The following is a 12,883-nucleotide window of genomic DNA, read 5'->3' on the forward strand; positions in this document are numbered from 1 at the left end:
CGGGGGAGCCCATACAGCGCGAGGCGGCGGGGTCGATGTCATCCCGGAAGACCGGCCGGAAGGCACAAACGGGTTCTGGAAGGCGTGGAGACCCGCCGGATGAGGAGGGCTGGACGGTCGTTCGCCGCCCCGGGCTCGGGCCGGTGCGCATCCGCGTCGGCGCCAATGCACCTGAAGAGCCCGAACCCGAAGAGCCCGAATACGAGGACAATGACGGCGGCATGGGACGTTGGGACGACGATGAACGGGGCTGGGACGATACCCGCCGCATCGAGCCGACCTTCTCCAAAGGCGGCGCGAAGGGCGGCCGCAAGCCCGCGCCCAAAAAGCCCGCCGCCAAGCAGCCTGTAAAGAAAACGACTTCGAGCAAGAACAGGACGGGCGTGAAACTTCGCGCGCCCTCAAACGACGAGCGCGCCGCGCCGCCGCGTGGACGCCGCACCAAAAGCACGGCCGGCAAATCCTCGTCCCGCTCGCGCGGTTCCGCCCGCGCGCGCAAATCCGGCCGCACGCTTCTCGGCAATGTCGTCTATGGCGGTGCCGTCGTCGCGCTCTGGGGCGCGATCGCCTTTGGCGGTCTGCTCTTCTGGTATGGCCTGAACCTTCCCGATACCTCCGGCCTCTACAACGTCAAGCACACGCCCTCCGTCTCCATCGTCGCCACCAATGGCGAAGTGCTGAGCCATCGCGGCGATCTGATGAGCGGCTATGCCTCGCTCCGCGATCTGCCGCCTTACGTGCCTGCGGCGGTACTCGCCACCGAGGATCAGCGTTTTTATTGGCATTTCGGCGTCGACCCCATCGGCCTTGCCCGCGCGATGGTCGTCAACTTCAAGGCCGGCGCCTATGTGCAGGGCGGTTCGACGATCACGCAGCAGCTCGCGAAAAACGTCTTCCTGAAGCCGGACCGCACCATCTCGCGCAAGATCGAGGAAATGATCCTCGCCGTCTGGCTGGAGCTTCGCTTCACCAAGGAAGAAATTCTTACCCTCTACCTCAACCGCGTCTATTTCGGCGGCGGCGCCTATGGTCTCGAAGCCGCCTCCGAGCGTTACTTCCGCAAGCCCGCCCGCGCACTGACGCTTCCCGAGGCAGCGATGCTCGCAGGGCTTTTGAAGGCGCCGTCCCGCTATTCGCCGACAAACGACATCGACCTCGCGCGCGCGCGTGCGCGCGTTGTCCTGCAGAACATGGTCAATGCAGGCTATATCGGTCAGGACGAGGCGCATGTCGCCAATGTCGCGCCCGCCTCGCTCGAAGGCTATGCGGCGCGCGGCTCCATCAATTATTTCGTCGACTGGGTGGCCGAGGCCTTGCCCGATTACGCGGGCAAGCCAGACACCGATGTCAGTGTCATGACCACCATCGACCCCGCCTTGCAGCAAGAGGCGGAGCGGATCGTTGCCGATGTGCTCGGCAATGAAGGCGCGCCGGTCAACGCCTCTCAGGCCGCCCTCGTCGCCATGGCGCCGGATGGCGCGGTCCGCGCCATGGTCGGCGGGCGCTCCTATGCCCAAAGCCAGTTCAACCGCGCCGTGCAGGCAAAGCGCCAGCCCGGTTCCGCCTTCAAGCCCATCGTCTATCTGACCGCGATGGAACGCGGCCTCACGCCCGATACGGTCCGCATCGACCGTCCGGTGAATTACGGCGGCTGGGCGCCCGAGAATTATTCGGGCCGCTTCGAGGGTGAGATGACGCTGCGCACCGCGCTGGCGAAATCGGTGAACACGGTCGCCGTGCAGGTCGCGAAGGAAGTCGGCATCCGCAATGTCGTCTCGACCGCGCGCCGTCTCGGTCTTCAGGAAGACCTGCCCTCCAATCTTTCGCTCGCGCTCGGCTCGGGCAGCGTCAACCTGCTCGAACTCACCGCCGCTTATGCGACCTTCGCCAATGGCGGCTATGGCGTCATCCCGCATGGCATCGACGAAGTGCGTTCGGATCGCGGCGAGGAGCTTTACCGCCGTCAGGGTTCCGGCATCGGCCGCGTCGCCGATCCCTTCGTCGTCGCCGAGATGAACAACATGCTGAAAGCCGTGATGATCTACGGCACGGGCCGCAGCGCCGCGCTCGGCAATCGTCCCTCCGGCGGCAAGACCGGCACCAGTCAGGATTTCCGTGATGCCTGGTTCGTCGGCTACACGGCGGATCTCGTCGTCGGTGTCTGGGTCGGCAATGATGATGGCGCGCCGATGCAGAAGGTCACGGGCGGATCGCTCCCGGCTCATATCTGGCAGGCATTCATGGAGCGCACGCAAGCTGGCGTCGCCATTGCCGATCTGCCGGATGCGCCGGCCCCGGTCGAAACGGCGTCGGCGGCAAACCCCGCCCTGCCGGCCGCGCATGAAACCGCCCGGGGCGAATATGGCCGCGAATATGAATGGGAAGAACCGGGCTTCTTCGAGCGTCTCTTCGGCATTGGCGGCGACGCGCGCTCCACGCTGGAGCCCGGCGGCCGCCGTTAGCTGTACGCAACCTTCGCCGGACAAAAAATCAGTGTCACCCCGGCGAAAGCCGGGGCCCATGGGCCTCGCGCCGCACGCCGGAATCTGAATTTGAGCACATGGATTCCGGCTTTCGCCGGAATGACAATTGTGGGGTTAGCTGCCGCAGAAAGTGTCCGCGCGCCCTAAACCTTCCGTCTCCCGCTCATCGCAATGACGAGACTGAGCACGCCGCCTGCCGCGATGGTCCCCGCCATCGGCAGCGCACTTGCCTCCACGCCATGTCCGACATAGAGCCCGGCCAGCGCCCCCGCGAAGGATTGCAGGAAACCGAGCAGCGAGGATGCCGTGCCCGCGATGTCGGGAAAGGGCGTCAGCGCGCCTGCCATCGCTTGCGGCATGGTGACGCCCATCGAGAAGCCGTAAATGACGACAGGCAGCACGATCGCGAGGGCGGAGGGCGTCGTCATCGCCCCGGTCAGCATCAGCAATCCGCCAAGCGCGGCGCAGAAGCCGCCGAAGCGCAGCGTCGCGTCGATGCCGAGCCGCCGCACCAGCCGGCCGCCCGCCAGCGAGCCGCCGACATAGCCGCCCGCCATCGCGCCGAAGCAGAGCCCGTAGACGATGGGCGAAAGCCCGTAGATGCCTTGCAGCACAAAGGACGAACCGGAGACGAAAGCAAACAGCCCGCAAAAGGCGACGGTGGCGATGGAGAGATATTTGAGGAACCGCCTGTCCGCGAGAAGCCGCCGGTAGGACCGCAGGATAGCAAGCGGCGCTGCACTTTGCCGCTGCGCGGGCGGCATCGTCTCGTCGAGACTGAGTGCGGTCATCAGCGCCAGCACCGCGCCGAAAGCGCCCATCGCGATGAAATTCGCCTTCCAGCCGTAAAAATCCTGCACCACGCCGCCGAGCATCGGTGCGAGCGCGGGCACGAGCCCCATGATCGCCGCCATCTTGGCGAGCATCTGTCCGGCTTCCGCGCCTTCGAAAAGGTCGCGCACGATGGCGCGCGCCAGCACCACCGAAGCTCCGCCGCCCACCGCCTGCAGGATGCGCGCGAGAACGAGCTGTTCGATATTGGTGACGAAGAGCGAGGCGAAGCAGCCCGCAATGAAGAGCATGAACCCGCCCATCAGCACGGGCCTGCGTCCATAGCGGTCTGAGAGGGGCCCGTAAAAAAGCTGGGAGGTTGCAAAGGCGATCAGATGCGCACTCAGCGTAAGCTGCACCGCGCCTGCATCCGCGCCGAAGTCGCGCCCGATATCCGGCAGCGAGGGCAGATACATATCCGTCGACAGGGGGCCGACCGCCGTCAGCGCCGCAAGGAACACGGTGAAGGCCGCCGTGCCCGGCGAAAGCCTCATCTGGCCGGATGGCTTCCGCGGCCGCCGCCCGCGAAAAGTCCGACAGGGTCCGCACCGAAGCGATGGAGCCCCGGACCGTTTGTTTCAAGCCAGCGTTTGGCGGGCTCGTAGTTGGGGATCGCTTCCTCGACAAGTGCCCAGAAGCGAGCCCCGTGATTCATGTGCCTGATATGCGCGACCTCATGGGCCGCCACATAATCGAGCACATAGGAAGGCGCGAGAATGAGCCGCCATGAAAAGGAAAGCGCGCGCGTCGGCGAGCACGAGCCCCAGCGTGTCGTCGTGTCGCGCACCGTGATGCGCGAGGGGCGCACATCGAAAAGCTCGGCATAGAAAAGCGCCCGGTCGTTCAGTTCCTCGCGCGCCTTGGTTTTCAGCCAGTCCGTCACGCGCCGCTGCACGAAGTCTGGATGTCCCGTCACCCGGATTTCGGGAAGGCTGCCCGTGTCCGCGCCACGCAGACGCCACACCGGTCCTTTGGCGCGGGCATCCTCGCGCCGCACACCGACATAGCGCACCACATGTTCCTTGCCGCGATAGGGAACATGCGCACCGTTCTTGAAGGGCACGGGCGCTGGCACCTGATGCAGCCGCTCGGCAATCCATTCGCGCTGCTCGCGCGCGAAGAGAAGCGCCTTGCCGACATTCCGCTTCGAGGGCGTGGTGACAAGCACCGACCCCGCCGCAAGGTCCACGCGCACGATCACGCGCTTGGCGCGCGGGTTGTGGCGAACCGTTACGGGCACGGTGCGTCCGTCGATTTGCAGATAGTCGAGATGAAGCGAAGCAGGTTTCACGGGTTTGTTCATAATGCGGTCGAGCCCAAAACCCTGGGCCCCTGTTGGCGGGCTTTCAGGGGGATGATGCCGGTCTGGTCATTCCTGTCCGAAGGCAAAAGCGATAGGGTCGAATCATGTCAACAATGCCACGTTTCCATCTTGCTTTCGCGGTCGATGATCTCTCCGGCGCGAGAGATTTCTACGGGCGCCTTCTCGGTTGTGCCGAAGGCCGTTCCGGCACGCACTGGGTCGACTTCGATTTTCATGGCCATCAGATTGTCGCCCATCTCGCGCCCCGGCGCGAGGGCGCCGATGCCGCACCGGATAGCGCGGTCAAGGACAGGACGGTGAACGAAGTCGATGGTGACGATGTGCCGGTTCTCCATTTCGGGCTCATCCTCGGCTGGGACGAGTGGCATGAGCTCGCAGTCCGCCTGAAGGCCGAAGGCATTCGCTTCGTCGTCGAACCTCATATCCGCTTTCAGGGAAAGCCCGGCGAGCAGGCGACCATGTTCTTCCGCGACCCCTCCGGCAACGCCCTCGAATTCAAGGCCTTCCAGGACGAAACGCAAATCTTCGCAAAGTGACGCACGGACCGGAGGCGCCTTCAGATTGGGCTCATCCGTCTGGGCCACCCTCCCCCTGCTGGAGGGTCTGAAAATCCGGACCGGATTTTCAGGGGAGGGGTAAGGGCATCTCCGTCAGGCGAGAACTTACCGCTTCGCGTTCCGCGCCATGAACTCGCGTACCTTCGGTGCGATCTCCGCTTTCCAGCGCGACCCGTTGAAGACGCCGTAATGGCCCACGCCCGGCTGCTCCCAATGGGTTTTCTTCGCATCCGCCAGTTTCGTGCAGAGCTTGTGCGCCGCTTTCGTCTGGCCGACGCCGGAAATGTCGTCCTTCTCGCCCTCGACGGTCATCAGCGCCGTCCTGGTGATGGCGTCGGGCCGCACGACCTTGCCGCGATGCGTGAACTCGCCTTTCGGCAGCGAGTGCTTCACGAAAACCTCGTCCACCGTCTGCAGGTAGAACTCGGCCGTCATGTCCATGACGGAGAGGTACTCGTCATAGAACTCGCGGTGCTTTTCCGCGCTGTCGCCATCGCCTTCGACCATGTGATCGAAATAGTTCCAGTGCGCGTCCATGTGCCGGTCGAGGTTCATCGCCATGAAGCCGGAAAGCTGCACGAAACCCGGATAGACACGGCGCATCACGCCCGGATGCGGCCAGGGAACCGTCATCACGACATTGCGCTCATACCATTCGGTGCCGCGCTCGGTCGCGAGCCGGTTCACTTCCGTGGGGCTTTCGCGCGTGTCGATCGGTCCGCCCATCAGCGTCATGCTGAGCGGTACATAAGGGTCGTCATTGTCATGCATCACGGCAACGGCGGCGAAGACCGGCACCGAGGGCTGGCAGACGGCGAGGAGATGCACATCCGGCCCGAGCTCGTGACACATGTCGATGATGTAATCGATATAATCGTCGAGATCGAAACCGCCTTCCGTCAGCGGCACCTTCCGGGCATCCGTCCAGTCGGTGATGTAGACCTCGTTGTAAGGCAGCATCGCTTCCACCGTGCCGCGCAACAGCGTCGCGTAATGGCCGGAAAGCGGCGCAACGATGAGAAGCTTCGGCTGCGTGCCGGTACCCTTCATCGCGGAGGGCTCGCGCTCGAAATGGATCAGGTTGCAGAAGGGACGTTCCCAGACGATTTTTTCCGTGACAGGAACGGGCTTGCCGTCGATCTCCGTTTCATGAAGACCGAATTCCGGTTTGCCGTATCGGCGCGTGGTCGACTCGAAGACGTCGAAGGCGGCTGCCAGCGTCTTGTGCGTCACGCTTTCGGCCAGGGGGTTGAGCGGATGGCGGAGCGCCCAGAGACCAACTTCCGCGGCTGCCCGGAAGGGCGCCACGGCGGCATGATTCAGTTCATAGAGATGATACAGCACGCTCTACCTCGTTTCGCTCGGGGCCGGGCGCGATGAAACGGGCCCGGTCCTCCCCCAGCACCGTCATGTTGCGGCGCAACATGGAATGTAGGCTTCCCGCCGCGGCTCTCCAAGAAATTTTTGGAAATAGAGTTACGGAGAATTAAGGGCTGGTCATGCAGCCAAGGAAAAACGCCACGAAGCGGCGGTCCGCTCCGTGACGTTTTCATGACGTTTCGATGACAGTCACCCCGGAAAAGGGGTGACTTATCCCTCACCGCCGCACAGCCGGACCCACTCCTCGCGGGGCCGGCGCGCCGCCGCGCGGTTCGCCCCGGAGATCAGCGCCTTGAAGGAGGCGGTGATGATATTGGGGTCGATACCGACGCCGAAGAGGTCGCCGGGATGGTCGGGGTCGGCGACTTCCATGAAGGCCACGGCTTTCGCATCCGTGCCGGACCCGATGGAATGTTCCTCGTAGTGGCGCAGTTCCGCACCGAGCTTCAGCGCGTTCATGGCTGCGTCAATCGGACCATTGCCGAAACCTTCGAGCTGCTCTTCCTTGCCGAAGCGCCGTATACGGATTTTCACGCCCTGCCTTCCATCCTCGTCGAACAGTGTATGCGAGACATATTCGATGGGCTCTTTCCGGGAGATGTATTCCTTCTCGAAAATCTCCCAGATGTCGGCGGCGCGCACTTCCTTGCCGCTATCATCCGTCACGCGCTGAACGGCCTGGCTGAACTCCACCTGCAACCGCCGCGGCAGGCGAAGGTCATATTCCGTTTCGAGCAGATAGGAAACGCCGCCCTTGCCGGACTGGCTGTTCACACGAATGATCGACTCATAGGTGCGGCCCAGATCTTTCGGATCGAGCGGCAGGTAGGGCACCTGCCAGATGTCGCCCTCCTTGTAGGCGGCGAGACCTTTCTTGATCGCGTCCTGGTGCGAACCGGAAAACGCGGTGAAGACGAGGTCGCCCACATAAGGGTGACGCGGATGGATCGGCAGTTGCGTGCAATATTCAGCCGTGCGTGCGATCTCGTTGATCTGCGAAAAATCGAGTCCCGGATCGACGCCCTGGCTGTAGAGATTGAGCGCCAGCGTGACGAGATCGACATTGCCCGTGCGCTCGCCATTGCCGAAGAGACAGCCTTCGACGCGATCCGCGCCCGCCATCACGGCGAGTTCGGCGGCGGCCACCGCTGTGCCCCGGTCATTATGCGGGTGTACGGACAGAATAATGCCGTCGCGCCGTTCGAGGTTCCGGTGCATCCATTCGATCTGGTCGGCATAGATGTTCGGCGTCGCCATTTCCACCGTCGCCGGCAGGTTGATGACCACCTTGTTCTTCGCACCCGCTTCCCAGATTTCGGTCACGGCGTCGACCACTTCCTTGGCGAAGTCGAGCTCGGTGCCTGAAAAGACTTCCGGGCTGTACTGGAAGGTCCAGTTCGTCTCCGGCATGGTCGCGGCGATTTCCTTGATCTGGTGCGCGCTTTCCGTTGCGATCGCCTTCACGCCCTGCTTGCCTTGCTGGAACACGACTTCGCGGAAGTTCGGCGCCGTCGCGTTATAGACATGAACGATTGCATCCTTCGCCCCGTGCAGGCTTTCCATCGTGCGCGAAATGAGTTCGGGCCGCGCCTGTGTCAGCACTTCGATCTTCACATCGTCGTCCGCATAGCCGCCTTCGACGAGTTTGCGGATGAACCCGAAATCCGTATCGGATGCGGAGGGGAAGCCCGCCTCGATTTCCTTGAAGCCGATCTTCACGAGCATCTCGAACATGCGGAGCTTGCGTTCCGCATTCATTGGCTCGAAGAGCGCCTGGTTGCCGTCGCGAAGGTCGGTGCTCATCCAGATGGGCGGCTTCGTGATCGTCTTCTCCGGCCACTGCCTGTCGGTCAGCGGCACTTGCGGGAAGGCGCGGTATTTGACGGAAGGATTCTTCAACATGGGTCAGTCTCACACGTTCGGCGGAGCGATGCGCGGCATGGGGCTCTGTGGCACCGTCGCGGCGCAGTTTGGATTCGGCAATGTCGGAAAGGGAATGTTTTCTGCGCTCAGGCGCAGAGGAGCGCGCCCCGAAGAAGGGCGAGGTCGAGGCCGAGAACAGGGCCCGAGGCGATATGCCGGATGCGTTCCATGCAAGGGAACATAAGCCCCTCCCCTTGAACCGTCAAGACACGGACAAAGAAGCGGCGAAACGAAGAAGACCATAATGGAACGGGACTTCTTGTCTGCCTCGCCGCCACTTGTTTGCACGATCACTCGATATGGCTCTCGATCGTCTCGGCCATCTTGTCGGGCGGCGTCTGCGGCGGGAAGAGTTTCAGATATTCGCCGTCCGGCCCCATCAGAAAGACGATGGATGAATGGTCCATCGTGTAGTCGGATGAACTCTCGTCTTCCGCCTTCCGGTAAAAGACGTGATAGGCCTTCGCGACCTTGTCGATCTGCTCCTGCGTACCGGTAAGGCCAACGAGGCGCGGGCTGAAGAGCTTCACATAGCGCGCCATCACGTCTGGTGTGTCGCGCTCGGGGTCGACGGTAATGAAGATCGGCTGCACCTTTTTGGCTTTTTCGCCGAGGCGGTCGAGCGCAGCCGTCATGATGCCCAGTTCCGTCGGGCAGATATCGGGGCAGAAGGTAAAGCCGAAATAGATCAGCATGTATTTGCCGCTATAGGTTTCCTCCGTCACCGTCTCGCCGTCTTGATTGACGAGGGTGAAGGGGCCGCCAACTTGCGCCTTGCCGGTGGATGCCGTTTCGGCGGTCACCTCGCTTCTGCTGATCGCCAGCTCCGAAATCCAGAGTCCCGCGGCGATGGCGATCGCTACGCCGATGACGAGAGCGATGATGCCGTTGCGTGTCATGGTTTTCTCCCTGTTTCCGCGGGGTTTTCTCAGCCGTTCGGCCTTGCATCGCGAAACCTCGCCTTGAAGGTGTCATGAAGGGCGGACGGGGAACCTTCCTTGGTCTATACTGCCCCTGCATTGGGGGGAATACCGGCTTGCAAGCCGGGCTCTCCTGCCTGTCTACCGTCAAACGAGCCTTTAGAAAATGTTTCGATTTCGCGGATTCCTGCGTGGCGACACTATGACACGCAAGCCGTTCCTCGCGCTTTTGGCAGCGCTTGGCGGCTTTATGCTTCTTGGCGCCGCGCCCGTAATGGCGATCCAGCCCGGCGGGCCCTCCAGTTATCTGATCGACAACGAGACGGTTCAGGCTGCCCGCACCGGCGACAACAGCACACTGAAGACCGCTCTCGTGAAAGGCGTATCGCCCAACGAAAGCGGCAGCGACAAGATTCCGATGCTTATCCTCGCCGTCGGTAATGGCCATTTCTCGACGGTAAAGCTGCTGCTTGAATATGGCGCCGATCCTGACCGCCGCGCGCCGGACGGCACGACCGCGCTTTCCATGGCGGCGCTTTCAGGCCGTGCCGATATCGCGGCCGCCCTGCTCGAAGGGGGTGCCGACCCCGACCGTCCGGGGTCGAACCGGGAGGTGCCCTTGCTGATCGCAACAAGGGCGAACAACGCCGCCGTCGTCGAGGTTCTGATCCAGCACGATGTAGACCTCTTCGAAACCGACGTCACCGGCCGTTCCGCGCTCGATCTCGCCGAAGAAAGCCATATGCGCGGGCTTGCTGAACTTCTGCGCAACGCGGAAATGCAGTAGCAAAAGCGCGGTTCCCGAAGGCCTCTCTTGCTGCGATGCAAATTCGCCCTATCTTTATAGCATCGACATTCGTGCCCAAGGCCTGATGACAAACAGACGCGCATCATCCAAGCGAACCCGCAAGGACGCCGGCAAGCCGGTGCCCGGCGCGGACGTGGCGGAAACATCCCGTCCCTGGCATCACATGCCGGACGGTACGTTCCGCAACCCGCCCGGCTGCGCGAGCCGCGGCCAGGGCCGCATGAAACATGCAGGCCCCTTTTTTCTCGAAATGCTGAAAATGGGCGCCCGCAAGGTCGATGTGCCTGAAGGCCATGTCGTGCCGCGGCCGCAGGCCGTTCGCGAACTGAATAGCCATGCGCAGGCGGATGACGACTTCATCACCTGGCTCGGCCATGCCTCTTTCCTCATTCGGATCGGCGGCCTGACTGTGCTCACCGATCCTTATCTCACGACATTTGCCGGCCCTGCCGGTCTCGGCCCGCGCCGCTATGTGAAGTCGGGCGTACCGATTTCGGCGCTGCCGCAGATCGACGTGCTGGTCGTCAGCCACAATCATTACGACCATCTCGACGAACGCGCGCTGGCAAGGCTGCCGAACAAGGAAAAGATGACGGTGGTGGTACCGCTGCGTCTGGCGCGTTTCTTCCGCGAGCGCGGTTTCCCGAATGTGATCGAGCTCGACTGGCATGAACGCTACGAAGTGAAGGGTGTCTCCCTGACAGCGCTGCCCGTCGTTCATTGGTCGCGCCGTTCCGGTTTCGACACCAACCGCACGCTCTGGGCGGGTTTCGCCATGAAGAGCGAAAATCACCACCTCTTTTTCGGTGGCGATAGCGGCTACGGGCCGATCTTCCGCGACATCGGCGAGGCTTACGGGCCTTTCGATACCGCACTGCTCGGCATCGGCGCCTATGAGCCGCGCGAAATGATGAAAGCCTCTCACGCCACGCCCGAAGAAGCCGTGCAGATGGGCCGCGACCTCAAGGCGCGCCGCATCGTCGGTATGCATTGGGGCACGGTGCTCCTCACCGTGGAGCCGCCTTTCGAGCCGCCGGAGCGTTTTGTCAAAGCCGCGGACGCGGAAGGCTACGAGCCCGAAAACACCTGGATCATGCGCATCGGCGAAACCCGCGATCTTGCGGGCAGCTGGCCCTCCAACGCCTGATCGTCCCGTACCTGATCTGATGCGATCCAGTCCATGACGTATCGCGCATGACGCTCTAGACTTCGCCCAAACGGTGGCGGAGAGGAATCCCATGACGATGATCGACGACCGGGTAGCCATGCGCTGGCTGCGCCGCAATTTCCTTGCAGGCCGCTTGCCCGGCGACCGGAGCGGGCAGGTCCGCCTGCAAACGCTGGTGATCCTGCGCTGGCTCGCGATTGCCGGTCAGCTCGGCGCGGTGCTTGTCGTTCATTTCGGTCTCGGCTTTCCGCTGCCGCTCGGTCTTTGCCTGGCCGTCATTGCGGCTTCCGCCTGGCTCAATGTCTTCCTGACGCTTCGTTACCGCTCCGCGACCCGTCTCCCCGACTGGCAGGCAGCGGTTTATCTCGCCATCGATCTCGCGCAGCTTGCCGTATTGCTTTTTCTCACCGGCGGTCTGCAGAACCCCTTTGCCCTCCTTTTCATGGCGCCGGTGACGATCTCGGCGACGACCTTGTCGCTCGCCAGTACCGGTCTTCTTCTTGCGCAGGCCTTCACCTATGTCACCCTGCTTTCCTGGTTTCACATGCCATTGCCGTGGCGGCCGGGCGAAACACCGGAACTGCCGCCGCTTTATGTGACGGGTCACTGGACGGCGCTGCTTCTCGGCCTCGGTTTCATGGCGGCCTATGCCTGGCGCGTCTCGCAGGAATCGCGGCGCATGTCGGCGGCGCTTTCGGCCACGCAGCTCGTGCTGTCGCGCGCGCAGCGCTTGTCCGCGCTGGACGGGCTCGCCGCCGCCGCCGCGCATGAGCTCGGTACGCCGCTCGGCACGATTTCGCTCGTCTCCAAGGAATTGATGCGCGGCCAGATGAGCGAGGAGGAAATGAAGGAAGACCTCGCGCTCCTGAACAGCCAGGCAGAGCGCTGCAAGGATATTCTCTCGCGCCTGTCGAAGCGGCCGGACGGCACGGATGCCATCTATTCGCGCCTGCCGCTCCATGCCTTGCTCGATGAAGTGGTGGCGCCCCATCGCGACATGGATGTCAGCTTCCATATCGAGGTGCTGGCCGACGATGAGGATGCGAGCGAACCCGAAATCTGGCGCCGTCCTGAAATGCTCTATGGTCTCGGTAATTTCATCGAGAACGCTGCGGACTTCGCCCGCGAGGAAGTCCGCGTCGCCGCGCATTACGGCAAGGAGCACGTCACCCTCACCATCATGGATGACGGGCCGGGCTTCACGCCGGATGTGCTGGAAAAACTCGGCGAGCCCTATGTGACGACGCGGCCTCGCCGCAAGCAGGCGATGCAGGATCCCGAAGCAGGCCATGAGGGCATGGGCCTCGGCTTCTTCATTGGCAAGACGCTGCTTGAGCGCACGGGCGCGACGGTGGAAATCGGCAATCGCGCAGACGGCAAGGCGGGCGCGAGGCTCGCCATGCGCTGGCCGCGCCGTGCCATCGAGGCCGATCCGGCTTTCCCGCCGGAAGCGCTAACGGCGTCCGGTCCCGAATAAGTGAGACACGGC

10 protein-coding genes are annotated in these 12,883 nt (G+C 63.1%); 5 read left to right on the forward strand and 5 right to left on the reverse strand.

Going from position 1 to position 12,883, the window contains the following annotated elements; translation table 11 throughout:
* The first annotated feature begins 35 nt into the window (after nt 1–35).
* Entirely contained in the window at nt 36–2,462 is a 2,427-nt protein-coding gene (locus tag ABJO61_RS12790; protein ID WP_348325811.1) for a PBP1A family penicillin-binding protein, read from the forward strand.
* Between the two features lie 164 nt (nt 2,463–2,626).
* On the opposite strand, the gene ABJO61_RS12795 is transcribed toward ABJO61_RS12790, so the two are convergent.
* Together ABJO61_RS12795 and ABJO61_RS12800 are read right to left on the reverse strand one after the other, a co-directional pair.
* Nucleotides 2,627–3,808, reverse strand: a complete 1,182-nt coding sequence (locus ABJO61_RS12795; RefSeq protein WP_348330574.1) for a multidrug effflux MFS transporter — start codon at nt 3,806–3,808, stop codon at nt 2,627–2,629.
* Complete coding sequence (locus ABJO61_RS12800) at nt 3,805–4,617, reverse strand: SprT family zinc-dependent metalloprotease (RefSeq protein WP_348328953.1); 813 nt, start codon at nt 4,615–4,617, stop codon at nt 3,805–3,807. Before ABJO61_RS12800 ends, ABJO61_RS12795 begins: the two co-directional genes overlap by 4 nt.
* Before the next feature lie 104 nt (nt 4,618–4,721).
* Here ABJO61_RS12800 and ABJO61_RS12805 point away from each other — a divergent pair, with 104 nt between their 5' ends.
* A complete protein-coding gene (locus ABJO61_RS12805; RefSeq protein ID WP_348328950.1) occupies nt 4,722–5,174 on the forward strand; it encodes a VOC family protein in 453 nt (150 codons plus the stop codon).
* 126 nt (nt 5,175–5,300) lie between these two features.
* Here ABJO61_RS12805 and phaZ read toward each other — a convergent pair whose 3' ends face one another.
* The 3 genes from phaZ to ABJO61_RS12820 all read right to left on the reverse strand — a co-directional run bounded on the left by phaZ (nt 5,301) and on the right by ABJO61_RS12820 (nt 9,397).
* Nucleotides 5,301–6,539 (reverse strand): polyhydroxyalkanoate depolymerase, encoded by a 1,239-nt coding sequence (gene phaZ, locus ABJO61_RS12810; protein ID WP_348328947.1) that lies wholly within the window; start codon nt 6,537–6,539, stop codon nt 5,301–5,303.
* A gap of 246 nt (nt 6,540–6,785) precedes the next feature.
* Nucleotides 6,786–8,477: a 2-isopropylmalate synthase gene (leuA, locus tag ABJO61_RS12815; protein WP_348328944.1), complete on the reverse strand. Its 1,692-nt coding sequence runs from the start codon at nt 8,475–8,477 to the stop codon at nt 6,786–6,788.
* Between the two features lie 311 nt (nt 8,478–8,788).
* Nucleotides 8,789–9,397 (reverse strand): SCO family protein, encoded by a 609-nt coding sequence (locus ABJO61_RS12820; protein ID WP_348328941.1) that lies wholly within the window; start codon nt 9,395–9,397, stop codon nt 8,789–8,791.
* Between the two features lie 223 nt (nt 9,398–9,620).
* Between ABJO61_RS12820 and ABJO61_RS12825 the strand changes: the two genes are divergently transcribed.
* The 3 genes from ABJO61_RS12825 (at nt 9,621) to ABJO61_RS12835 (ending at nt 12,871) form a co-directional block, all read left to right on the forward strand.
* Nucleotides 9,621–10,205 (forward strand): ankyrin repeat domain-containing protein, encoded by a 585-nt coding sequence (locus ABJO61_RS12825; RefSeq protein WP_348328938.1) that lies wholly within the window; start codon nt 9,621–9,623, stop codon nt 10,203–10,205.
* A gap of 85 nt (nt 10,206–10,290) precedes the next feature.
* Nucleotides 10,291–11,373, forward strand: a complete 1,083-nt coding sequence (locus ABJO61_RS12830; protein WP_348328935.1) for an MBL fold metallo-hydrolase — start codon at nt 10,291–10,293, stop codon at nt 11,371–11,373.
* Nucleotides 11,374–11,464: 91 nt separating this feature from the next.
* Complete coding sequence (locus ABJO61_RS12835) at nt 11,465–12,871, forward strand: ActS/PrrB/RegB family redox-sensitive histidine kinase (RefSeq protein WP_348328932.1); 1,407 nt, start codon at nt 11,465–11,467, stop codon at nt 12,869–12,871.
* The last annotated feature ends 12 nt before the right edge of the window (nt 12,872–12,883 follow it).

The sequence above is a fragment of the Parvibaculum sp. genome (assembly GCF_039973015.1).
Taxonomy (GTDB): domain Bacteria; phylum Pseudomonadota; class Alphaproteobacteria; order Parvibaculales; family Parvibaculaceae; genus Parvibaculum.